Source organism: Streptomyces sp. NBC_00273, assembly GCF_036178145.1.
In the GTDB taxonomy this organism is placed as follows: domain Bacteria; phylum Actinomycetota; class Actinomycetes; order Streptomycetales; family Streptomycetaceae; genus Streptomyces.
The window spans coordinates 1,086,079-1,106,579 of record NZ_CP108067.1 but is presented as its reverse complement, the minus strand read 5'-3'; the positions used below and the strand labels follow the sequence as shown (position 1 = coordinate 1,106,579).

Genomic DNA, 20,501 nt, shown 5'->3' with positions numbered 1-20,501 from the left:
TTGTTGGTGGAAGCGTCACCGTACGCTTACGCCATGACCACCGAAGGCAGTCCCGGCCAGGGGCACGGGCTCCACACCCACGTGCTGGACACCCTCGGCCTCGCGATCACGGCGGGGGAGTACCTTCCGGGCGGCGTCCTGCGCACCGACGAGATCGCCGAACGCTTCGACGCCTCCCGCACCGTCGTACGGGAGGTGGTCCGCGTCCTGGAGTCGATGCACCTGGTCGAGTCCCGCCGCCGGGTCGGGGTCACCGTGCGCCCCACCGACGAGTGGAACGTCTACGACCCGCGCGTGATCCGCTGGCGTCTGGCCGGCACCGACCGGCCCCGGCAGCTGCGGTCCCTGACCGTGCTGCGCTCCGCGATCGAGCCGGTCGCGGCCGGGCTGGCCGCGACGCTGGCCACGCCGGAGCAGTGCGCCGAACTCACCGAGGCGGCCCTCGGCATGGTCCGCACCTCGCGCGGCCACCAGCTGGAGGGCTACCTGCGGCACGACATCGCCTTCCACCGCGTGGTGCTGAACGCCTCCGGCAACGAGATGTTCGCCCGCCTCGGGGACGTCGTCGCCGAGGTCCTGACCGGCCGCACCGAGCACGCGGTGATGTTCCACGATCCCGACCCCGCCGCCGTCACCCTGCACGTCCAGGTCGCCGAGGCGGTCCGCGAGGGCGACGCGGCGCGCGCGGAGGCACTGACCCGCCGGATCGCGGCGGGCGCCCTGGAGGAACTGGACGTACTCGCGCCCTGAACGACGGGCCCCGGCCCCGACGCCCCGCGCCCGCGACCGCCCCCTGCGGGGATCGCCCCGCGGCCCGGAAGGGGCGGCCGGGGCAGGATCGCCACGGCCGCCCCTTCCGGGTGCTGAACTCCCCGCCCTCAGACGTCGAGCGCGGCGAGTTCGAGAGAGCCGAGACGCTCCGGTTCCGCCACGACGTCGATCTCGGTGATCAGGCCGTCCTCGATCGTGAAACCGAGCACCAGGAACAGGCGTCCCAGCGGGGCCATCGCCAGGCCGACCACTCCGTCGACCAGGGCCGGGGCCGTGGACCGGGCCCGCTGCATGGCGGCCATCGCGCCCGTGGCGACGGTGACGGCGCCGCGGACGACGATCGGGGCGGGGGTGGGGCCGACGGCCTCGTCGGCCCGGAGCACCACGTCGGGGTGGAGCAGGGCGACGAGCGCGTCGAAGTTCCCGCCGCGGGTCGCGGCGAGGAAGGCGTCCACGACGCGGCGCTGGCGGGTCAGATCGGCCTCGGGCACCAGCGGGGCCCCCTTGACCCGGCGGCGGGCGCGGCTGGCGAGCTGACGGGTCGCCGCCGGGGACTTCTCGATCATCGGTGCGATCTCGTCGAAGGGCACGGCGAACAGGTCGTGCAGCACGAACGCGAGCCGCTCGGCCGGTGCCAGCTGGTCGAGCACGACCAGCAGCGCCAGCCCGACCGAGTCGGCCAGCAGGGCTTCCTGCTCGGGGTCGACGGGGCTGCCGGGGCCGCCCGGGCCGAAAGCGTCGGCACGGCTGACGGCGGGGTCGGAGGGAAAGGCCTCCATGGGGTCCTCGCGCCGGGCCTCGCGCGAGCGCAGCAGGTTCAGGCAGACCCGCGACACGACCGTCGTCAGCCAGCCGCCGAGGTTCTCGACATCGCTGACATCGGACCGGTTGAAGCGCAGCCAGGCCTCCTGGACCGCGTCCTCGGCCTCGGCGAGCGAGCCGAGCATGCGGTAGGACACCGCTCTCAGATGAGAACGGTGCTCTTCGAACCGTTCTGTCAGCAATGAGTTCTCGTCCACCGGTCCCCCGTATCGATCGCACACAACGGACCATCAACATAGATCACGAGGAAAAGGCCCTGGTGGGAGGGGAGTTGGTACCGGCCCCGGCCGGGACCGACCGGGCCGGCCCGCTGCTGGATAATGGCCCCTGAACAGCACAAGCGAGTGGAGACGCCGGATACACCGAGTGGTCCGGCAGGAGAGGGAGCCCCCGATGGACGTGCAGCACTTCGAGCGGATCACCGCATTCATCGAGGCGCGGCTCACCCCGCTGTTCGACGAGGCGACGGGCAGCGAACACGGCTTCGCCATGGACGACGCCTCCCGCGCCCTGCGCGCACTGCGCAACTCCGTCCTGGAGGCCTCCGCCATCAAGGGCCTGATCGAGAAGCGGGAATCCGCCGAGCCGGCCATGCGCCGCGTCATCGACCAGTCGGTGGAGCACAACTGGGACGTACTGCGCGGCATCGCCCGCCAGTGGGAGGACCACACCGACTTCCGCCACGAGTTCAAGCACCACGCGTGGGAGCTCGACCACCACCACGCGGAGGCCTGAGTTCACCGCGGTGGTTCGAGGACTCCGCGCGCGGTGACGGCCGCGCGCAGGAGCCCGGCCGTGGCGGCCTGCTCCGCGGGCGACGGCGACAGGACCCCGTTCTCGGTCATCAGGGCGTGGAACTGCTGCCGCTCGTACGGAACCCCGGGCGGCAGTGCCGCGATGTGCCAGTGCAGGTGGGCGTTGCCCTGTCGGCTCCCCAGCGAGTACAGGTAGGTCCGCTCGCTGTCGAAGACGTCCTCGACGGCGAGCGCGACCTCCCGTACGACGAGCATCAGCCGGGTGTAGGCCGCGGGGTCCAGATCGCGCACGGCGTGCTCGACGTGCGCCTTGGGGGCCACCAGGACCTTTCCGGGGAGCGTGGGCCAGCGGTCGAGGAAGGCCACGTGGTGCTCGTCCTCGAAGACGGTCTCGTGCGCGTAGTCGGGATCCCCGGCGAGGAAGGTGCAGACGAAGCACGGTCCGCCGCGCGTCCGTTCGACGTAGGCCTCGAGGTCCATCGGTTCACGGTCCATCGGCATGCGCATCGGTGTCGGCATCGGTCCATCCTCCCACCGGTGCTCCGCCCGTCACAGGGCGGACGCGTGGCCCTTCGGGTGGCCGGTCACCACCAGGCCGCCGTCCGCCGTGCGCCGTACGAGGGCGCCGGTGCGGAAGTAGCCGTCGGGGGTGAAGGAGCGCGCGTTGAGGTCGGGCGCCCGGTAGTAGCCCCGCAGCGTGCGGGGACCGCGGGCGAGGAGCTCGCCGCATTCCCCGTCGGGCACGTCCTCGCCGTCGGCGTCGACCACGCGGATCTCGTCGTCGGGCGAGAGCGGGCGGCCCTGCGTGGTGAGCGCGGTCTCGCCCGGATCGGCGGGCCGGGTGAGGGTGAGCACCCCCTCGGCCGTGCCGAAGACCTGCTGCAGGCGGCAGCCCAACGCGGGACCCATTTGTTCGGCGGTCGCCCGGTAGGGGTCCGCCGCCGATCGGCACGAGCCGAAGCAAGCCAAGCCGCCAACAGCCCTGCGGGCAAGGCGCTTTCCCGACCACGCTCGCGCCCCGCCCTCGGTGGAACGTCCAATCGGCGTCCCCGACGGGAAGGACTAGGTGTATTGACCCGCAGGGTTGTTCACGCGGCTGATGGGTGGCTTGCCGTCGAGTGCGGTGTGGCAGCGGTGATGGTTGTAGGTGTGGAGGAAGTCTGCCAGGGCCGCGGTCCGCTCGTCGTTCGAGGTGTAGGGCCGTAGGTAGGCCCACTCGTCGAGGAGGGTGCGGTTGAAACGTTCGACCTTGCCGTTGGTCTGAGGCCGGTAGGCACGGGTGAGCCTTCCGGCAGCGCCGAGGTCGGCCAGGACGGCCTTCCAGGCCAGGCCTTTGCGGTAGGCCCACGCGTTGTCGGTGAGAACGCGTTCGATGCGGGTGATGCCCTGGGTGTGGAAGAACGCGGCGGCGCGTGTGAGGAAGCCTGCGCACGTCGCGACTTTCTCGTCCGGGTGGATCTCGCTGTAGGCCAGGCGGGAGTGGTCGTCGACCGCGGAGTGGACGTAGTCGAAGCCCATGCCGCGGATGGGTCGGCCCGCGTCGCGGCCCAGGAAGCGGTGGCCGCCGCCGTCGGGGATCCGGCCGAGCTTCTTCACGTCGACGTGGATGAGTTCGCCGGGTCGCTCGCGTTCGTAGCGGCGGATCGGGGTGCCGGTCGGGCGGTCGATCCAGGCCAGGCGGTGCAGACCATGCCGGGTCAGAATGCGGTGGACGGTCGAGGCGGGCAGTCCCAGGACCGGGCCGATGCGGGCGGGCCCCAGTTTGCGGGTCCGGCGCAGGTCACAGACCCTCGCCTCGATGGCGGCCGAAGTCCGGTGCGGTGTCGTGCGTGGCCGGCTGGATCGGTCGTGCAGTCCGGCCTCGCCTTCCGTCCGCCACCGGCGCATCCATTTGTGGGCGGTGGCCCGCGAGATGCCCATCTCGGCGGCCACGTGGGCGACCGGGCGGCCCGATACGACTCGTTCGACCAGCAGGCGCCTACCGAAGACGGTCAGCCGGGCATTACGGTGGGACACGAAGACCTCCGTGCGGTGAGTTCCTAGACAGCTCCCACCACACCGGAGGTCTTCGCCATGTTCAAGACCTGCCGAGTGTCAACAACGCTCGTGATCAATACAACTAGGGCGTGCCCGCCGACGTGCGGGGGGTGGTCTGCTGGACCGCCCAGCCGTTGCCGTCGGGGTCGGAGAAGTAGACGAAGGAGCCCCACGGCAGGTCCTGGATCTCCGTCACCTCCACGCCCCGGCCGCGCAGGTCCTCGTACGCCTCCTCGATGTCGGTGACGACGACCTGCATGTTGTCCAGCGACCCCGGGGTCATCCGGGTCAGTCCCTTGCCGATCGCGATCGAGCAGGCCGAGCCCGGCGGGGTCAGCTGCACGAAGCGGATGTCCTCGCTGACGGTGACGTCCTGGTCGGCGTTGAAGCCGAGCTTCTCGTAGAAGGCCTTGGCCCGGTCCACGTCGGTGACGGGGACGGCGACGAGTTCCAGTTTGATGTCCATCACAAGATCATGCGCCCGGCACCGGTGCCTCGCCGCCCGACACGGCGAACTGGGTGCGGTACAGCTCCTCGTACCGCCCGCCCGCCGCCAGCAGCGCGGTGTGCGTGCCCCGTTCCACGATCCGGCCGTCCTCGACCACCAGGATCAGGTCCGCCGCCTGTACGGTCGACAGCCGGTGCGCGATCACCACCGCCGTCCGGCCCGCCAGGGCCTCGCCCAGGGCCTCCTGCACCGCGGCCTCCGAGGTGGAGTCCAGGTGCGCGGTGGCCTCGTCGAGGATCACCACCCGCTGCCGGGCCAGCAGCAGCCGCGCGATGGTCAGCCGCTGCCGCTCCCCGCCCGAGAGCCGGTAGCCGCGTTCCCCGACCACCGTGTCCAAACCGTCCGGCAGCGAGGCGACGAGCCCGTCCAGCCGCGAGCGCCGCAGGGCCTCCCAGATCTCCTCCTCGGCGGCCTCCGGGCGGGCCAGCAGCAGGTTGGCGCGCACCGATTCGTGGAAGAGGTGCCCGTCCTGGGTGACCATGCCGAGCGTCTCGCGGATCGAGTCGGCCGTGAGGTCCCGTACGTCGATCCCGCCGAGCCGGACCGCGCCCGCGTCGGCGTCGTACAGCCGCGGCAGCAGCTGCGCGATGGTCGACTTGCCGGCGCCGGACGAGCCGACCAGGGCGATCATCTGGCCCGGCTCGGCGCGGAAGGACACCTCGTGCAGCACCTGCGTACCGCCCCGGGCGTCCAGGGTGGCGACCTCCTCCAGGGAGGCGAGCGAGACCTTGTCGGCGGCCGGGTAGCCGAAGGAGACCCGGTCGAACTCCACGGCCACCGGCCCCTGCGGCACCCCACGGGCGTCCTGCTTCTGCGCGATGAGCGGCTTCAGGTCGAGGATCTCGAAGACCCGCTCGAAGCTCACCATCGCGCTCATCACCTCGACGCGGGCGCCGGCGAGTGCGGTGAGCGGGGCGTACAAGCGGGTCAGGAGGAGGGCGAGGGCGACGACGGAACCGGCGTCCAGGGAACCGCGCAGGGCGTAGAACCCGCCGAGCCCGTAGACGAGCGCCAGGGCCAGCGCCGACACCAGGGTGAGGGCCGTGATGAAGGCCGACTGGGCCATTGCCGTACGGATCCCGATGTCGCGCACCCGCGCCGCCCGGGCCGCGAACTCCGCGGACTCCTCCGCGGGCCGCCCGAAGAGCTTGACCAGCGTCGCGCCGGGGGCGGAGAACCGTTCGGTCATCTGGGTGCCCATCGCGGCGTTCAGCGCGGACGCCTCCCGCTGCATCGCCGCCATCCGCGCCCCCATGCGGCGGGCCGGCAGCACGAACACCGGCAGCAGCACCAGTGCCAGCAGGGTGATCTGCCAGGAGATGCTGAGCATCACGGTGAGGGTCAGCACCAGGGTGACGGTATTGGCGACGACCCCCGACAGGGTGTTGCTGAACGCCCGCTGGGCCCCGATCACATCGTTGTTGAGGCGGCTGACCAGGGCCCCCGTCCGGGTCCGGGTGAAGAAGGCGACCGGCATCCGCTGCACGTGGTCGAAGACCGCCGTCCGCAGATCCAGGATCAGCCCCTCGCCGAGGGTGGCGGACAGTCTGCGGGTCAGCAGCCCGAGTCCGGCTTCCGCGACCGCGATCAGCGCGATGAGCAGGGCCAGCCGGGTGACCGCGGAGCTGTCGCGGCCGTCCACGATGGCCGTGACGACCCGGCTGGCGAGCACGGGGGTGGCCACCGCGAGCAGCGCGGTCACCACGCTCAGCAGGAGGAAGAGGGTGAGCCCGCGGCGGTGCGGGCGGGCGAAGGCGGCGACGCGGCGCAGGCCGGCCCGGGAGAGCGGGCGACGGTCCTGCTGGGCGTTGATCGCGCTGTGCAGCGACGTCCAGGCGGTGACTTCCATGTCCATGGCCCGAACGCTAGGACCTCAACCAAACTTCAGGTCAAGCATTCGGTCCGGGATCGCCCGCACGGGGCGCCAACTCCCGCTCGCGCGAACGATTGTGACGACCCCCGTCCGATGTCGGCGCCCGGTGGCATCATCGGTCCATGACGCAGGGATCCGAGTCCGTACGCTTCGGCAAACGAACCACCGACACCGTCCTGCACCGCTTCGAGCAGTGGGCCCGGGACACCCCCGGGGCCCGCGCGCTCATAGCCGGCCCGGACGGCCTCACCTACGGGGAACTGGACGCGCGCGCCGACCGGCTGGCGCACCGTCTGCTCGACTCCGGCCTGACGCCCGGCGCACTCGTCGCCGTGGGCACCGCCCGGCAGATCGAACTGGTCGTCGCCCTCCTCGCCGTCCTCAAGGCAGGCGGGTCCTACACGGTCATCGACGTGGAGAGCCCGCGCTCCGGGCGCCGGCAACTCTCGGCGGCCGAGCCCGTCGTCCTGCTCACCGATGCCGCCCAGCAGGCAGCCCTCGAGAACGGCGCCGGCCCCCGGGTGATCCGGCTCGACGCGGAGGCCGCGGCGATCGGCGGGCCGCGCACCGAACAGCCCGCGGACCGGCCTGCGGACGCGGACGCGCCTGCCGACCGACCGACGGACCCGCCCGCCGACCGGCTTCCCGGGGTGGCCGCCCCGCCGCCCGGCCGCACCGCCGCGGTCCTGTTCACCGGGTCGGCCGAGCAGCGCGCGGTCCCCGTGAGCCACGGACTGCTCCTCGCCGCCCACGAGGCCTGGGCCGAGGTGGCCCGGCCGACCCCGCAGGACCGGCACCTGTTCACGGTCGGACCGGACGTCACCGCCTTCGCCGCGGGCTGGACCCGGGCCCTGTGCTCGGGCGGCGCCCTCGTGCTCTCTCCGCGCTCCGCCTGGCAGCCCGAGGGCATCCGCGCGGCCGTCGGGACCGACCGCGTCACCGTGCTGCACACGGACCCGGCCGGCGCCGCCCGACTGCTGATCGAGGGAGCGGAACAGGGAACCCTCACCCCGGCCGCCCACCTCGGCGCCGACCCGGCCTGCCGGACCCTGCGGCTGCTCGTCGTCTCGGGCGACCGGCTCTACCTCGACGAGCAGGCGACCCTGCAGATCCGGTTGCGCCCCGGCGCGCGCGTGCTCAACGTCTACGGCCCCGCCGAGTGCGCCGGCATCGGCACCTGGTTCGAACTGCCGCAGCTGCCGCACCCGTTGGACGACCCGGAACAGATCTCCCTGCTCGGCACCGCGTTCCCCGGCTTCCGGGCCGAGGTGCACGGCGGGGAGATCCGCCTCGTCCCGCCGGGCGGGGCCGACGCGGTACCGACCGGCGACCTCGGCCTGCTCCGCGAGGACGGGCTGCTGCAGTACGGCGGCCGGATCCGGGACCGGATCACCCTGCCCGGTGGCCGCCTGCTCGACCCGTACCCCGTCGAATCCGCCATCCGCAGCCACGAGGGCATCGGCGCGGTCATCCTGAAGGGGGTCGACGGCTCCCGCGGCCCGCGGCGGCTCGTCGCGTACGTGGCCCCGCCACCCGGCGGGCCGGCCGGGCCCGCCAGGGCCCCGCTGCCGGACATCGAGGAGCTGCGCGACCACCTGGCGGGCAAGGTGCTCCGGGAGGAGTCCCCGCGCACCGTGATCCGGCTGCGCACCCTGCCCCGCACCACGGCGGGCCAGGAGGACCGGGACGCCCTGCCGCTGCCCATCCTGCCCGCGGCGGTGCAGCGTGCCGGTAGCAAGTCCAGCAAGTACGGGGGCGCCGCGGGCAAGAGCGAAACCCCGGCGGGCTGCGCGGCCGGCTGCGGGGGAGTCGGACTGGGCTTCGTCGCCCTGATCCTGACGAACTTCCTCTGGCCCGGATCGACCGACCTCACCGGGGTGCCGCAGCCCTGGGCGTTCCTGTTCTTCGTGCTGTACCTGTTCGAGTGCGTCGCCTTCGGCATCGGGGTGGTGTTCCTGTTCGGCGGCCGCGCCCGGATGCTGCGCCAACGCCGTGGCCCTTCGCTCACCGTGGCCGCCCATCTGGCGGTGTCCTACCTGCTGTTGTCCTGGTGGCCGCAGGACAACTTCTACCGGCTGGCCGCCAAACAGGACTGGTCGCGCCAGGCCGCGCTCGTCTACGCCTTCAACATCCCGCTGATGATCGCGGGCGTCGTCGTCGCGGCCTACGTCGTCAGCAAACCGGCCGACCCCTTCGACTTCCACGACCCCACCGACGACTGGCCCGATCGCTGACCTGAACACAGGGCCGGACCACTCACCAGCCGACCGGTCGGCCGCGCGGTCGGTCGGTCGCGCGCGCTCGCCCCGGCTACGGCGGGCCGAACATCGCCCCGACCGCCAGGGCCTCGGCCCGTACCAGCGCCTCGGCCGCGTCCAGCACCTCCCTGCTGTGCGCGGCCACCAGCACACCCAGCCAGGGCGCCGGTTCGAAGGCCGCGGTCGGGATCGCGGGGACGAACACCGCCCCGAGCTCCGCGCAGCCCCGGGCCAGGTCTGCGCACCACTCGTCCAGCAGGGCCTCGGGCAGCCGCGCGCCCAACTCCACCCGGTCGGCGATCCGTACGAGGTGTCCCGCGCCCCGCAGCGCGTCGAGCCGGGCCGCCACCATGAAGGCGATGGACGGCCCGGTCAGCCGCAGGTTCGTCTCGGTCGGCGCGAGCCGCCCCGCGCCGTCGGCGACGAAGTCCACGTCGAACCAGCCCCGGTAACCGGACTCCGCCAGCGCCCGGCCCACCGCCGTACCGAAGGCCGTGAGCGCCTTCTCCGCCCACGCGGGCACCACCCCGGGACCCACCGTGGCACCCCGGTAGCAGCCGTCCGCCACGTCCATCACCGCCCCGCCCACCTCGTGCGCGCGGCCCGCGTCGTCGACGAAGCCGTCGTACGTCAGGTCCCGCGGCCCCCCGTCGACCCCGGACGCCGGACCGCCGACGTACTCCTCCACCAGCAACGGCCCGCGCGGCAGCCGCCGTAGCACGGCCCGGGCCCCGCCCGCGGCGCGGACCCGCTCGGGTGTGACCACCGTGGTGCCCGAACCCCCGACACCGTGCTCCGATTTCAGAACGGTGCTCTCGCCGGCCTTGGTCCTGGCCGCCAGCATCCGGGCCGCCGCCCACCGCCCGTCGGCCCGCCACTGCCGGGGGAGCACGATCCCCGGATGCCCGCCGTCCGCCAGGATCCGCCCGAAGAGGGCGTGCGCCGCGGACTTGGACTCGTAGCGCAGCTCCCCGGGCCGCCACGGCCGCCCCGCCAGCCGCCCGAACGGCCGGGTGCGCCCCCACGGTACGAGGGGCAGCCCGGCCCCGGTGAGCAGCCCGGCCAGCGCCGGCCGGGCCCGTACGGCATCGGCGAGGCCGGGATCCGCGTCCAGCAGGCCGTCGTACACCTCGACCCCGGTCCAGCCCAGTTGGCGGCAGACCAGCTCGGTCCAGCCCCGCGGCACCGGCCGCGGCAGCACCAGCGCGGCCGGGTAGGGACTGTAGAAGGCGGCGAGGCACGCGTAGTGGTGTGCGGGCCGCTGCTCGGGGTCCAAGGTGGCGTCGGCGAACTGTGCGTTGAACTCGCCGACATTGCCCAGGTGCACGGCCCGCCCGCCACCGGTCCAGGCCCGCGCCCAATCGGCGAGCGGGACGGGAGCCGCCTCGAACCGGACCAGGGCCGGACCGCCGGATCCCGCGCCCGGTGCGGCATCGGCCACCGCGACCGCCCCCATCGCCCGGTAGAACCCGGCCGCGTGCGGATCGGAGTCGATCACCAGCCGGCGCACCCCCAGGTCCACGGCCCGCCGCAGCGCGTCCCGGTACAGCAGCCGGCCCACGCCCCGCCCGATGGCGGACGGCTCCACGAAGAGCAGTCCGAGCGCCGCCCGCGGGGGAGTCCCTTCCAACGAGGCGATCCCGAGCAGCTCCCCCCGCCCGTTTTCGGCCACGACGACACGGCGGGCCGTCACGTCGTCGGGCCGGATCCGAAGTTCCGGCGCGCACGCGGCCAGGAAGGCGGCGTCGTACCCCCAGTGCGCCTTGGACCGCATCACCAGCCCGGTCAGGTCCTCCGCCTCGGCGGGCCGCGCGGCCCTGACCTTTACCATTTGCTGACCTCCCCATGGTCCGCGCCAAGGCCGTGCGATAGATTCGGCCTCTCCACGGCACATACTTTCCCATTCACGCGGAGACAGGCTTCTCAATGAGCGACATCATCAACGGACTTGGCCGCACCAGCGCCTACGGCGCCCTCGGCCTGGTGCTGCTGATCCTCGGCATCGTCCTCGTGGACGTGCTGACGCCCGGGAAGCTCCCCAAGCAGATCTGGGAGGAGCGCAACCGCAATGCGGCCCTCTTCCTCAGCTCCGCGCTCCTCGGCATCGGCGGCATCGTCTTCACCTCGATCTGGACGACGTACGCGGACTTCGGCAAGGGCTTGCTGTCCACCGCGGCCTTCGGCGTGCTCGGCCTGATCCTGATGGCGGTGGCCTTCCTCGTGCTCGACCTGGTGACCCCCGGCAAGCTGGGCGCCATCGTCGTCGACCCGGAGCCCCACCCGGCGGTCTGGGTCTCGGCCGCCTGCAACCTTGCCGTGGCCGCGATCGTCGCCGCCTCGATCGCCTGACGCGGAGCGCCCGTACGTGACGAGAGCGCCGCTCCCCGGGGGGAGCGGCGCTCTCGCCGTATCCGGGATCCATCGGGACCCACTCAGGCGAGGCCCAGCGCGAACACCGCGAACCCCGCCGCCAGCAGCCCGGCCGCGGTACGGCGCAGCGCGCTCGACCGGCGTCCCTCCCGCGGCGGCACCTCGAACCGCCGCGCGTAGCGGGCGATCGAAACGAACAGCGCCGCGAACACCGGCATCCACGCCAGCCGCGCCGCGATCCAGCCCGGGCTGTCCGGCGCCGTCGTGAGCCCGGCCAGTTCACCCACGAAGGAACCGGGCACGGCCGCGGCCAGCATCGCCGTCTGGTGCCAGCACAGGATCGTCATCGCGGACAGGTTGATCACGACCACCGGTGCCCACAGGGCGGGCCGCGCCAACAGCTTCGCCAGCCGGTCGCGCAGCAGGATCGCCGCGCCCGACTGCGCCGAGGCCAGGGCCAGCACCAGCAGCGACGGCGGGTGCGAGTTGGTGCGCGCCGCACCCGGCACGCCCACCATCGAGGCCGGATAGTGGAAGACCGCCAGCAGCGCGGCGAACAGCAGCGTCCCGCCGGCCAGCAGCAGCCAGGCCCCGCGCCGCCCGATCCGCCGCTCGCCCCAGGAGACGCCCAGTTGGTACGCGAACAGCCAGCCGGGCAGGACGTTCAGCAGGGCGAGCCACGACGGTACGGACTCGGCGAGCGGTCCGTAGCGCAGGAAGTCCACCACGGCGACCGAGCCGAGCAGCGGGGCGGCCGCCCAGCCGCCGAGGCGCCGCGCCGCCCGCACGCAGTACGGGGTCAGCGCGGTGACCACCACGTACACTCCGACGAACCACAGCGGTTGGACCACCAGCGTCGCCCCGGTCCGCAGCGACGCCTCCGGCACCCCGGCCGCGTACAGCACGGGCGCGGCCAGCGCCCACACCGCGGTCACTCCGAGCACCGGCCGCCCCAGCCGGACGACGCGGCCCTTCAGCCAGGCGCCCGTCGACCCGGTGCGGCGCCCGAAGGAGAGCGCCGAGGCGTACCCGCCGACGAGGAAGAAGACGCCGAGCATCTGGAGCACCCAACTGGCCGGGGCCAGGCCGCCGAACGCGGACAGCGGGCTGGCGTTGTGCAGGCCGCCGTCGGGGTCGAGGGTGAAGCCGCCGAGGAGCCAGTGGCCGGTGGGTACGGCCAGCAGCGCCAGGGCGCGCAGCCCGTCGATCGCCCGGTCGCGGTGGGCGGGGGTCCGGCCGTCGATCCGGGCGGCGGCCTTCCGCAGCGGGGCCAGGGAGGCGTAGGCGCTCATCGGACCGCTCCCTCCGCGATGGCGGCGAAGGCCGCCAGGGACTGGGTGCCGGGCATGAAGTAGCCGGTGTGGCCCTGTACGTCGGCCGCCGGCACCCGGCGGGCGCCGAAGGCCGCGGAGGTGGGGTCGGCGCCGTGGCCGATCCCGGCGAACTCGACGTTCGGGACGTCGGCGATCCAGTCGGAGGGGCCCCGGGCCGCCCAGACGCGGGCCCCGGTGCCGAGGGCGGCCGCGGTGTCGGCGCGCACTCCGGGGGAACCGAAGGCCACGAGGTCGGCGGCGTCGGTGTGCCGGGCCGCGAGCCCGCACACCACCGAGCCGTAGCTGTGGCAGAACAGCACCGGGTCGGGCGCGCCGACCGCGTCGAGTCCCGCCGTGAAACGGGCCAGTCGGGCCGCGCCGGCCCGGGCGAGGCGGCCGTCGGCCGCGTCCAGGCCGACGCCGACCGGGGTGGTGTAACCGATCCACGCGACGACGGCGGTGGCCCCGCCGGTCCCGGTCCCGGTCCCGGTCCCGGTTCCGGTCGCTTCGCGCAGCGCCCGGGCCATCCCGGCCGGGCCGGTGTAGGGCCCCCGCGGGGCGTCGTAGGCGGCGGCGTCGTTGTCCGAACCCGGCACGATCACCGAGACGTGCTCCGCGTGCTCCAAGTCCCCGAACACCTCGGCCACCTGGCCCCGGCCGCGCGGGTCGAAGGCCAGGATCTGCCGGTCCGGCGCGGCGAGGGAGGCGTACCGCGCCTCGCCCGTGGCGGCCACGGCGATCCGGTTGGCCTCGTACCGCAGGGGGAGCGGCGCCCCCTCCAGGTTGCCCACCACCAGCGGGTGCGACCGCAGCAGCTGCTGCCGCGCGGTGTCGTCCAGCCCGGCGAAGAAGGCGGCCACCTCGCGCGGTGCGGCGCTCGCCGGATCGGGCAGCGCCCGGCCGGACACCGTGTCGGCCCGCCAGGCGGCGGTGCCGGGTGGCGGGCCGGTGACCGCTTCCTGGCTGTCGCCCGAGGCCCAGCCGGCGGTCCCCCCGACGAGGGTCACCGCCAGTGCGGCCGTGACCAGCGTCCTTCCGAAGCGGCGCATGCCCCTTCTCCTCTCCTCGTGACGAGGGGGAAGGTAAGGAGGGGGTATCCGCGTCCACGTCCGACCGTGGAGCCAAGTCGGATGTCATACCCCGGTAGGGGGTGGAGGAGACGGCGCCCTCGGCCGGCCCGCCGACGCCTCCGTCTGACCGGCCCGACATTGCTCCACCGGTGCGATCCGCGTCAGCCGTCTGCCCGAGCCCGTCAGTGTGTCGGCGTCGCCGAGCCCCATGCCGCGACTAGTTATGGCGATAGTCCGACTAATTGCGGCAAAGGGAGTGCAGACGATGCCCCACCGGGAACATCAGCGGGAGGCCGAGCCGGGACATCGCCCCCGCCGGGTGGCGGCCGCCGGCTTCGCCTGCGCCCTGGCCGCCGGATCCCTCGTCCTCCTCGGGACCGGGAACGTCAGCGCACGGGCGGTGACCTGCTTCGGCGTACCCGCCACCCTCGTCGTCACCACCCCCGGCGCGACCACCGACGGGACCCCGGGCAACGACGTGATCGTCGGCACTCCGGGCCCGGACACGATCCACGGCCAGGGCGGCGACGACCTGATCTGCGGGCTCGCCGGCGACGACGTCCTCATCGGCGGACTGGGCAACGACCAGATCGACGGCTCCGCGGGCTCCGACCAACTGCGCGGCGACAACTTCAGCCCGACCGGCAACGCCACGGGCGGCGGCAACGACCGCCTCCTCGGAGGCGACGGGGACGACCAGTTCACCGGCGACAGCTACGCCCCCGCAGGCACTGCCGAGGGAGGCGGCAACGACCAGCTGATCGGCGGCCCCGGCAACGACCGGCTGACGGGGGACAGCAGAGGACTGAACGCGGTGGGCGGCGGAGTCGACCGGATCGACGGCGGCCCCGGCGACGACGCCCTGCTCGGAGACTCCGGCGCGTTCGCCGGCAACGCCACGGGTGCCGGGAGCGACGTACTGCTCGGAGGGCCCGGGGCCGAGACCATGACGGGGGACAGCGAGGCCGCGCAGAACGCGATCGGCAGCGGCGGCAACGACCTGTTGGACCTGGGCGCCGACGGCGGGGTCTCGGCGATCGGCGACCACGCCGTCACCAACCCGGCGGGCGGCCGCGCGATCGGCGCCGGGAACGACCGGATCATCGGCGGCGCCTCCGACGAGTTCCTCGTCGGGGACAGCGGCCCGGCCGACGCGCGCCGCACCACCGCGGGCAACGACACCATCAGCGGCGGCGCCGGGAACGACCGCGTCTTCGGCGACAACGTCGACCTCACCGGCACGGCGAGCGCGGGAACGGTGGGAGGCGCCGACTTCCTCGACGGCGGCGAAGGCATCGACACCCTCAGGGCGGGCCCCGCCGGCGACTTCCTCTCCGGGGGCCCGGACGGCCAGGACGGCCCGGACGCCTGCGACGGCGAAGGCGGAGCCGACTTCGCGACCGGCTGCGAGACCCTGGCCGGCCTGCCCTAGGCCCCTGTCGGCAACGTCCCGCCCGCCGGACTCAGCCGGAGTCGCCCGGCCGCACCAGCCCCGCCTCGTACGCGAAGATCACGGCCTGTGCCCGGTCCCGCAGGTTGAGCTTGGCCAACACCCGCCCGATGTGCGTCTTCACGGTCTGCTCCGCCAGCACCAGGTGCCCCGCGATCTCCTGGTTCGACAGCCCGCGCGCGATCAGCTCCAACACCTCGGTCTCGCGCGGGGTGAGTCCCTTCAGCCGCAGCGCCGGGTCCTTGCGCGGTGCCGGGCGCTGCTGGACGAAGTCCGCGATCAGCCGCCGGGTCACCGAGGGCGCCAGCAGCGCCTCGCCCGAGGCGACCACCCGGACCGCCGAGATCAGATCGGCCGGCGGGGCGTCCTTGAGCAGGAAACCGGAGGCCCCCGCGCGCAGCGCCTCGTACACGTAGTCGTCGATGTCGAAGGTGGTCAGCATCAGCACCTTCGGCCGGTGCACCACCCCGGGCGGGGGATCGAGGATCTCCCGGGCGGCCGTGAGCCCGTCCATCTCCGGCATCCGCACGTCCATCAGCACCACGTCGGGGTGCGTGGAACGGGACACCTGCACCCCTTGCCGTCCGTCGGGGGCCTCGCCCACCACGTCGATGTCGGCCTGTGCCGACAGCAGGGCGGCGAACCCGGCCCGCACCATGGCCTGGTCGTCGACGATGATCACGCGAATGGTCAACTGGGGTCCTCGGTCGAATCGTTCAAGGGCAGCCGGGCGGCGACCCGGAAGCCCCCGTCGGGCAGCGGGCCCGTGTCGAGCGTCCCGCCGGTCAACCGTACGCGCTCGCGCATCCCCACCAGGCCGTGCCCCGTGCCCGAACCCTCCAGCTCCACCACGGCGTCCCGCGCCGGACCGTTGACCACGAGCACCAGGACCTCGTCCTCGTCCACCGTCACCGAGACCCGGGTGGGGGCGCCGGGCGCGTGCCGCACCACATTGGCCAGGGCCTCCTGCACGATCCGGTACGCCGACAGGTCCACCGCCGGCGGCGCCGCCCCGACCGCCCCGGCCGCCAGCGACAGCTCCACCGGCTGCCCGGCCCGTACGGTCGCCTCCACCAGCTGCTGGAGCCGGTCGATCCCCGGCTGCGGGGCCCGCTCGCCGTCGGCGCCGTTCGCCCCGTTTGCGCCGTCGCCGCGCAGCACGGTCAGCAGCCGCCGCATCTCGCCCAGCGACTCCCGCGCGCTCGCCGCGATCGCCGCGAACTCCTCCCGTACGGGCTCCGACATGCCCGGGACCCGGTACGGCGCCGAATCGGCCTGCACGGTGATCACCGACATGTGGTGGGCCACCACATCGTGCAACTCGCGCGCGATGCGGGCCCGTTCCTCCAGCAGGGTCCGCCGGGCCCGCTCCGCCTCGCTGATGCTCTCCTGCTCGGCGACCCGCTGCTGCGCGTCGCCGACCCCCCGCAGCGCGCCCGTCAGGACCAGCACGACGCCGCTGAGCACGAAGAGCAGGGCGGCGGTGTTCGTCACGCCCGCGGGCGGGGAGAAGCCCAGCACCGTACCGACGACGCCGGTCACCAGCCACACCCCGACCAGGGTCCGGACGGACTCGCGCAGTCCCAGGCAGGTCATCAGCACCAGGTAGCCGACGATGGTCATCGGCGGCCACGGCCAGGAATGCCCGGCCACCTCGTCGGCGCCGATCAGCAGGACCGCGGCGACGGTGTCGGCGATGAGGACGAGGACCCAGGCGTGGAGCGGCCGGGTCAGCGCGAGGAGCAGCGGCACGGTCTGTGCCACCCCCAGCGCGCCCGCCCAGCCGCCGCCGACCCCGTAGTCGTCGGACAGCACCGTGATCGTCACCGGCAGCAGGGTGACGACGAAGATGCCGACGACGACGAACGGCAGCGCCCGCTGCCACCGCCTGGGCGCGTGCGCGAACAAGGGCTGCGCCGCCCCGGCGGGCGTGCGCAGCACGACGGCGAGCCGCGCCAGCGCGCCGGGCACCCGGGCACCGGCCGCCGAGGAGGTACGGATGCCTTCGCGGGTGCGGCTGCGCAGCCGGGTGCGGGGTTCGTCGCTCATGATCGGACCAGCCTATGCGCCGGAGGGCCCGGAGGCGGTGGGGGCTAGGCTGCTGGCCTGTCGATCACGGGGGATACGGGCATGGGTGGCGCGGCCGCGTTGGAGAAACTGGTGCCGGTGCTGCTGGCGTTCGGCGGCGGGGTGCTGCTCGCCCGCCGGAAGATCGTTCCGGCCGAGGCTTCGAAGGTCTTCTCCGACTACGCCTTCCTCTTCGCCGTCCCCTGCTACCTCTTCGGCAACATCTACGCCAGCGACCTCGGAGCCCTGTTCAACTGGCGGGCGATCGGCGGCTATGCCGGGGCCGCGGCCCTCGCCGTGGTGGCGGTGGCCGTGGCGGCGGTCGCCCACGGCCTGCGCGAGCCCCGCGACGTGGCGCTGCGGGTGATGGCGGGAGTCCAGGTGAACACCGCCTACTTCGCCGTCCCCGTCTTCATCACCGTGTTCGGGACGGCGGCGCCGATCTTCCCGATCCTGCTGTTCCAGGTCTGCGTACTGTCCCTGGTCGTCATCGCCCTCATGGAACTGGGCCGCGCGGGCCCGGCGGCCGGCGGCCCCGGCCGCCGCCTCTCCCGCGCCGTCGGCGCCTCGCTCGCCACCCCGTTGGTCCTCGCCTGCAATGCCGGGATCCTGCTCAACCTGCTCTCGGTACGGGTGCCGGCCGTCGTCCTGGACGGCGCCGCGTTCGTCGGGGACAGCGCCTCCCCGGTGGCCCTGTTCGCCCTCGGCCTCCACCTGGGCGGCCTCGGCCTCGACCTGCGGGGCACCACGCGCGAGGAACTCGCCCTCATCGGCTTCAAGTGCCTGGCGTTCCCGCTGCTGACCTGGGCGGTGTGCGGGCTGCTCGTCGGTGTGCGGGGCGAGTGGCTCGCGTACCTCGTCCTGATCGCGGCGATGCCGACCCCGCAGAACCTGTTCATCTTCGCCCAGCGCTACGACGTCGGCGTCGACCTCTCCGCGTCGATCGTGATCAAGAGTTCGCTCGTGTCGCTTCTGCTGCTGCCCCTGTGGCTGCAGACTGTGGCCGTATGAACGCTTCTGCTTCCCGCCCCTCGATATCGCCGAGCGCCGTCACCTTAGGACTGTTCGCCGCCTGGGCCGTGCACGACCTCGAAGAAGTGGCCACCGTGGCGCGCTGGTCCAGGACCCGCGTTCCCGCCCTGCGCGAGCGCCACCCCGGTGTCCCCGACCGCGTCTGGCGGAGCATGGAAGGGGTGAACGGCCGCGAGTTCGCCACCGCGGTCGCCGTGATGGGGCTCGTCGTCGCGGCCGCCTCGGCCGACGGGTACCGCACCGGCGGGCGCTCCGCCTTCTACCAGACCTCGCTGAACGGCTTCGGCCTGCACGGCCTCGTCCACGTCGCCCAGGCCGCCGCCACCCGCGGCTACACCCCCGGCGTGGTCACCTCACCGCTGCTCGTGGTCCCCTTCACCCTGTGGGCGCGCGGCCGACTGCGCCGGGCCGGGGTCCTGCGGCCCACGCGGGCGCGCGACATCGTTTCGGGCCTGGCCCTTGCGGGCGCGGCCACCGCGGCCTCGCACGCCGTCGCCCGGCGGATCCACCGGGCCGCGTCCGCGCGGTAGTTTCCCGTCCTTCGGCATCCGCCCGTACGCACCCCGGGCGGCATCGGCTCGTTGACCCGGCATGGAACTGCCGACCATCGCGGCGCCGGGCGTCGGTGAACGGGCCGACGCCGTGGCCGATGCCGCCTGCCACCTCTACGACGCCATCGCCCCCCGGGGCACCGGCGCGCCCGGCGGATGGAGCCGAACCGCCGCCGAGGACGCCGCGGAGGCGATCGAGACCACCGCGCACGCCCTCGCGTCCGTCGACCCGGGCGCCGAGGTGGTCCTCGCGCCCGTCCACGCGGCCCTGGCCGACCTGCGCCGCCGGCTCGGCCTCGCGCCCGCCGACGCGTTGAGCGGCGACGGGCTCCCGGCGACCCCGCGTACGGTCGGCAACCCGCGCCGGACCCGCTGGGTACGGGCGCTCACCGCTGCGCCTTCGCCCCGGCAACCGCCTTCTCGTACAACTTCCTGATGTCCGTGCCGAAGTACGAGCTGTACGAGGTGTCGACCTTGTCCCCGCCGGTCTTCCAGCCGCCGATGACCCCGACCACGTCGCCGGTCCCCGTGCGCGCGTCGTAGCCGGTCAGGAACGGACCGCCGCTGGTCCCGCCGGGATAGCCGGTGCAGTCGATCCGCAGGAACGATCCCGGGATCCGCGCGTCGGCACTGGTGAACTTCGTCGTCCGGTTGACGCACACGCGCGGCCGGGCGGCGGAGGCCGGGTAGCCGATCAACGTGACCCGCGCGTGCGCGTAACCGGCCCCGGTCCTCAGCCGGTTCCCGCCGACCACGTCCTCCACCGGGAAGCCGCGGGCGTCCGGACCCACCTGGGCGAAGGCCACGTCGAGGGCTGCCGCGCGGTCGACGCCCTGGGAGCGGTAGCGCTGGTCGATCCAGATCTTGGAGCGCCCGCCCGCGTCCCGCACGACCGGGAACATGCCGTACGGCTGCGGCTTCGCCTGCGTGTACTGCGGTACGAAGGCCACCTGCTGGGTGTCGGAGCCCAGCAGGCAGTGCGCCGCGGTGAGCACCAGGTTGCGGCCGGGGGAGGAGACCACGCTCGCGGTGCAGAAGTAGGTCCCGCCGGCCTTGACGAGGAACATCCGGCCGGTGACCGGGATGCCGTCGAAGTTCTGCCCGATGCCGGCGGTGAGGGCCGGCAGCGGCGGAACGGCCGGGCGTGCCGGTGCGGGAAGCGGAGCCGGAGCCGATGGCGCGCGGGTGGGCGCAGGAACGGCAGCGGGAGTGGGGGCGGGAGCGGGAGTCAGGGCGGGCGCGGGCGTCGGTGGGGGTGTGGCGGCCGGGGTCGCGGCCGGTACCGGGACCCCCGTCCCGACGGGGGTCAATGTGGCGACCGGGACCGCCTCGTCCGGTTCGACTGGTTCGACGGGTTCGATGGGTTCGACCGGTTCGGCCGGCTCCTGCGGTTCGGGCACCTCGGGCGGCGCGGGATCCGCGCGTTCGGGCGGCACGGGCGGCAACGGGGCGGCGGAGGCCATCCGTTCGGCGGTCCAGAAGGACTGCGCCTCACGCGCCGACCAGCGGCCCGCGGCCACCGGGGCGTTGACGCTCCCGGCCGCGGCCTCGGGCAGTAGCGGTCCACCCGACACCAGCAGGGCGGCCGCCACCACGGCCATCGTCAACGTACGTCGCATGCCGG

The 20,501-nt window shown here is 73.7% G+C and carries 20 protein-coding genes; 8 read left to right on the top strand and 12 right to left on the bottom strand.

Annotated features, from left to right (window positions below):
• Positions 1-33 precede the first annotated feature (33 nt).
• Positions 34-750 carry a FadR/GntR family transcriptional regulator gene (locus tag OG386_RS04625; protein WP_328786870.1) on the top strand — a complete coding sequence of 239 codons (717 nt, stop codon included), beginning with the start codon at positions 34-36 and terminating at the stop codon, positions 748-750.
• A 128-nt stretch (positions 751-878) separates the two neighbouring features.
• Here the strand turns inward: OG386_RS04625 and OG386_RS04620 are convergent, their stop codons facing one another.
• Positions 879-1,790: a sigma-70 family RNA polymerase sigma factor gene (locus OG386_RS04620; protein WP_328786869.1), complete on the bottom strand. Its 912-nt coding sequence runs from the start codon at positions 1,788-1,790 to the stop codon at positions 879-881.
• A 196-nt stretch (positions 1,791-1,986) separates the two neighbouring features.
• On the opposite strand from OG386_RS04620, the gene OG386_RS04615 reads away from it, so the two are divergent.
• Positions 1,987-2,328: a hypothetical protein gene (locus OG386_RS04615; protein WP_327381062.1), complete on the top strand. Its 342-nt coding sequence runs from the start codon at positions 1,987-1,989 to the stop codon at positions 2,326-2,328.
• A gap of 2 nt (positions 2,329-2,330) precedes the next feature.
• On the opposite strand, the gene OG386_RS04610 is transcribed toward OG386_RS04615, so the two are convergent.
• The 5 genes from OG386_RS04610 to OG386_RS04590 form a co-directional block, all read right to left on the bottom strand.
• Entirely contained in the window at positions 2,331-2,867 is a 537-nt protein-coding gene (locus OG386_RS04610; RefSeq protein ID WP_328786868.1) for an HIT family protein, read from the bottom strand.
• Positions 2,868-2,897: 30 nt separating this feature from the next.
• Complete coding sequence (locus OG386_RS04605; protein WP_328786867.1) at positions 2,898-3,257, bottom strand: AMP-binding protein; 360 nt, start codon at positions 3,255-3,257, stop codon at positions 2,898-2,900.
• A 153-nt stretch (positions 3,258-3,410) separates the two neighbouring features.
• Positions 3,411-4,364 (bottom strand): IS481 family transposase, encoded by a 954-nt coding sequence (locus OG386_RS04600; protein WP_328786866.1) that lies wholly within the window; start codon positions 4,362-4,364, stop codon positions 3,411-3,413.
• Positions 4,365-4,467: 103 nt separating this feature from the next.
• The gene (locus OG386_RS04595; protein WP_328786865.1) at positions 4,468-4,851 is read right to left on the bottom strand and encodes a VOC family protein; all 384 of its coding nucleotides are present in this window, start codon (positions 4,849-4,851) and stop codon (positions 4,468-4,470) included.
• A 7-nt stretch (positions 4,852-4,858) separates the two neighbouring features.
• Positions 4,859-6,748, bottom strand: a complete 1,890-nt coding sequence (locus OG386_RS04590) for an ABC transporter ATP-binding protein (protein ID WP_328786864.1) — start codon at positions 6,746-6,748, stop codon at positions 4,859-4,861.
• 140 nt (positions 6,749-6,888) lie between these two features.
• Between OG386_RS04590 and OG386_RS04585 the strand changes: the two genes are divergently transcribed.
• Positions 6,889-9,000 carry an AMP-binding protein gene (locus tag OG386_RS04585; protein ID WP_328786863.1) on the top strand — a complete coding sequence of 704 codons (2,112 nt, stop codon included), beginning with the start codon at positions 6,889-6,891 and terminating at the stop codon, positions 8,998-9,000.
• 76 nt (positions 9,001-9,076) lie between these two features.
• On the opposite strand, the gene OG386_RS04580 is transcribed toward OG386_RS04585, so the two are convergent.
• A complete protein-coding gene (locus OG386_RS04580; RefSeq protein WP_328786862.1) occupies positions 9,077-10,855 on the bottom strand; it encodes a GNAT family N-acetyltransferase in 1,779 nt (592 codons plus the stop codon).
• A gap of 95 nt (positions 10,856-10,950) precedes the next feature.
• Here OG386_RS04580 and OG386_RS04575 point away from each other — a divergent pair, with 95 nt between their 5' ends.
• Positions 10,951-11,373, top strand: coding sequence for a DUF350 domain-containing protein (locus OG386_RS04575; protein WP_030717969.1), 423 nt, complete (start codon positions 10,951-10,953; stop codon positions 11,371-11,373).
• 83 nt (positions 11,374-11,456) lie between these two features.
• On the opposite strand, the gene OG386_RS04570 is transcribed toward OG386_RS04575, so the two are convergent.
• Positions 11,457-12,686 carry an acyltransferase family protein gene (locus tag OG386_RS04570; protein ID WP_328786861.1) on the bottom strand — a complete coding sequence of 410 codons (1,230 nt, stop codon included), beginning with the start codon at positions 12,684-12,686 and terminating at the stop codon, positions 11,457-11,459.
• The gene (locus tag OG386_RS04565) at positions 12,683-13,756 is read right to left on the bottom strand and encodes an alpha/beta hydrolase (protein WP_328786860.1); all 1,074 of its coding nucleotides are present in this window, start codon (positions 13,754-13,756) and stop codon (positions 12,683-12,685) included. Before OG386_RS04565 ends, OG386_RS04570 begins: the two co-directional genes overlap by 4 nt.
• Before the next feature lie 286 nt (positions 13,757-14,042).
• Between OG386_RS04565 and OG386_RS04560 the strand changes: the two genes are divergently transcribed.
• Positions 14,043-15,209: a calcium-binding protein gene (locus tag OG386_RS04560; protein WP_328786859.1), complete on the top strand. Its 1,167-nt coding sequence runs from the start codon at positions 14,043-14,045 to the stop codon at positions 15,207-15,209.
• Between the two features lie 31 nt (positions 15,210-15,240).
• Here the strand turns inward: OG386_RS04560 and OG386_RS04555 are convergent, their stop codons facing one another.
• Complete coding sequence (locus OG386_RS04555; protein WP_328786858.1) at positions 15,241-15,921, bottom strand: response regulator transcription factor; 681 nt, start codon at positions 15,919-15,921, stop codon at positions 15,241-15,243.
• Positions 15,918-17,276 carry a sensor histidine kinase gene (locus tag OG386_RS04550; RefSeq protein WP_328786857.1) on the bottom strand — a complete coding sequence of 453 codons (1,359 nt, stop codon included), beginning with the start codon at positions 17,274-17,276 and terminating at the stop codon, positions 15,918-15,920. The genes OG386_RS04555 and OG386_RS04550 overlap by 4 nt, the downstream gene beginning before the upstream one ends.
• An 81-nt stretch (positions 17,277-17,357) precedes the next feature.
• On the opposite strand from OG386_RS04550, the gene OG386_RS04545 reads away from it, so the two are divergent.
• The 3 genes from OG386_RS04545 to OG386_RS04535 all read left to right on the top strand — a co-directional run bounded on the left by OG386_RS04545 (position 17,358) and on the right by OG386_RS04535 (position 19,313).
• Entirely contained in the window at positions 17,358-18,305 is a 948-nt protein-coding gene (locus OG386_RS04545) for an AEC family transporter (RefSeq protein WP_328786856.1), read from the top strand.
• Positions 18,302-18,856, top strand: a complete 555-nt coding sequence (locus OG386_RS04540; protein ID WP_328786855.1) for an HXXEE domain-containing protein — start codon at positions 18,302-18,304, stop codon at positions 18,854-18,856. Before OG386_RS04545 ends, OG386_RS04540 begins: the two co-directional genes overlap by 4 nt.
• Before the next feature lie 61 nt (positions 18,857-18,917).
• Complete coding sequence (locus tag OG386_RS04535; protein ID WP_328786854.1) at positions 18,918-19,313, top strand: hypothetical protein; 396 nt, start codon at positions 18,918-18,920, stop codon at positions 19,311-19,313.
• On the opposite strand, the gene OG386_RS04530 is transcribed toward OG386_RS04535, so the two are convergent.
• Positions 19,264-20,496 carry a trypsin-like serine peptidase gene (locus tag OG386_RS04530; RefSeq protein ID WP_328786853.1) on the bottom strand — a complete coding sequence of 411 codons (1,233 nt, stop codon included), beginning with the start codon at positions 20,494-20,496 and terminating at the stop codon, positions 19,264-19,266. The two genes, OG386_RS04535 and OG386_RS04530, sit on opposite strands and share 50 nt — an antisense overlap.
• Positions 20,497-20,501 lie beyond the last annotated feature (5 nt).

What these genes read in the sequence shown, in the direction of transcription:
- OG386_RS04625 (WP_328786870.1), top strand. Translation starts at nt 34, where the DNA reads ATGACCACCGAAGGCAGTCCCGGCCAGGGGCACGGGCTCCACACCCAC.
- OG386_RS04615 (WP_327381062.1), top strand. Translation starts at nt 1,987, where the DNA reads ATGGACGTGCAGCACTTCGAGCGGATCACCGCATTCATCGAGGCGCGG.
- OG386_RS04610 (WP_328786868.1), bottom strand. Translation starts at nt 2,867, where the DNA reads ATGCCGACACCGATGCGCATGCCGATGGACCGTGAACCGATGGACCTC.
- OG386_RS04605 (WP_328786867.1), bottom strand. Translation starts at nt 3,257, where the DNA reads ATGGGTCCCGCGTTGGGCTGCCGCCTGCAGCAGGTCTTCGGCACGGCC.
- OG386_RS04595 (WP_328786865.1), bottom strand. Translation starts at nt 4,851, where the DNA reads ATGGACATCAAACTGGAACTCGTCGCCGTCCCCGTCACCGACGTGGAC.
- OG386_RS04590 (WP_328786864.1), bottom strand. Translation starts at nt 6,748, where the DNA reads ATGGACATGGAAGTCACCGCCTGGACGTCGCTGCACAGCGCGATCAAC.
- OG386_RS04585 (WP_328786863.1), top strand. Translation starts at nt 6,889, where the DNA reads ATGACGCAGGGATCCGAGTCCGTACGCTTCGGCAAACGAACCACCGAC.
- OG386_RS04580 (WP_328786862.1), bottom strand. Translation starts at nt 10,855, where the DNA reads ATGGTAAAGGTCAGGGCCGCGCGGCCCGCCGAGGCGGAGGACCTGACC.
- OG386_RS04575 (WP_030717969.1), top strand. Translation starts at nt 10,951, where the DNA reads ATGAGCGACATCATCAACGGACTTGGCCGCACCAGCGCCTACGGCGCC.
- OG386_RS04570 (WP_328786861.1), bottom strand. Translation starts at nt 12,686, where the DNA reads ATGAGCGCCTACGCCTCCCTGGCCCCGCTGCGGAAGGCCGCCGCCCGG.
- OG386_RS04565 (WP_328786860.1), bottom strand. Translation starts at nt 13,756, where the DNA reads ATGCGCCGCTTCGGAAGGACGCTGGTCACGGCCGCACTGGCGGTGACC.
- OG386_RS04560 (WP_328786859.1), top strand. Translation starts at nt 14,043, where the DNA reads ATGCCCCACCGGGAACATCAGCGGGAGGCCGAGCCGGGACATCGCCCC.
- OG386_RS04550 (WP_328786857.1), bottom strand. Translation starts at nt 17,276, where the DNA reads ATGAGCGACGAACCCCGCACCCGGCTGCGCAGCCGCACCCGCGAAGGC.
- OG386_RS04545 (WP_328786856.1), top strand. Translation starts at nt 17,358, where the DNA reads ATGGGTGGCGCGGCCGCGTTGGAGAAACTGGTGCCGGTGCTGCTGGCG.
- OG386_RS04540 (WP_328786855.1), top strand. Translation starts at nt 18,302, where the DNA reads ATGAACGCTTCTGCTTCCCGCCCCTCGATATCGCCGAGCGCCGTCACC.
- OG386_RS04535 (WP_328786854.1), top strand. Translation starts at nt 18,918, where the DNA reads ATGGAACTGCCGACCATCGCGGCGCCGGGCGTCGGTGAACGGGCCGAC.
- OG386_RS04530 (WP_328786853.1), bottom strand. Translation starts at nt 20,496, where the DNA reads ATGCGACGTACGTTGACGATGGCCGTGGTGGCGGCCGCCCTGCTGGTG.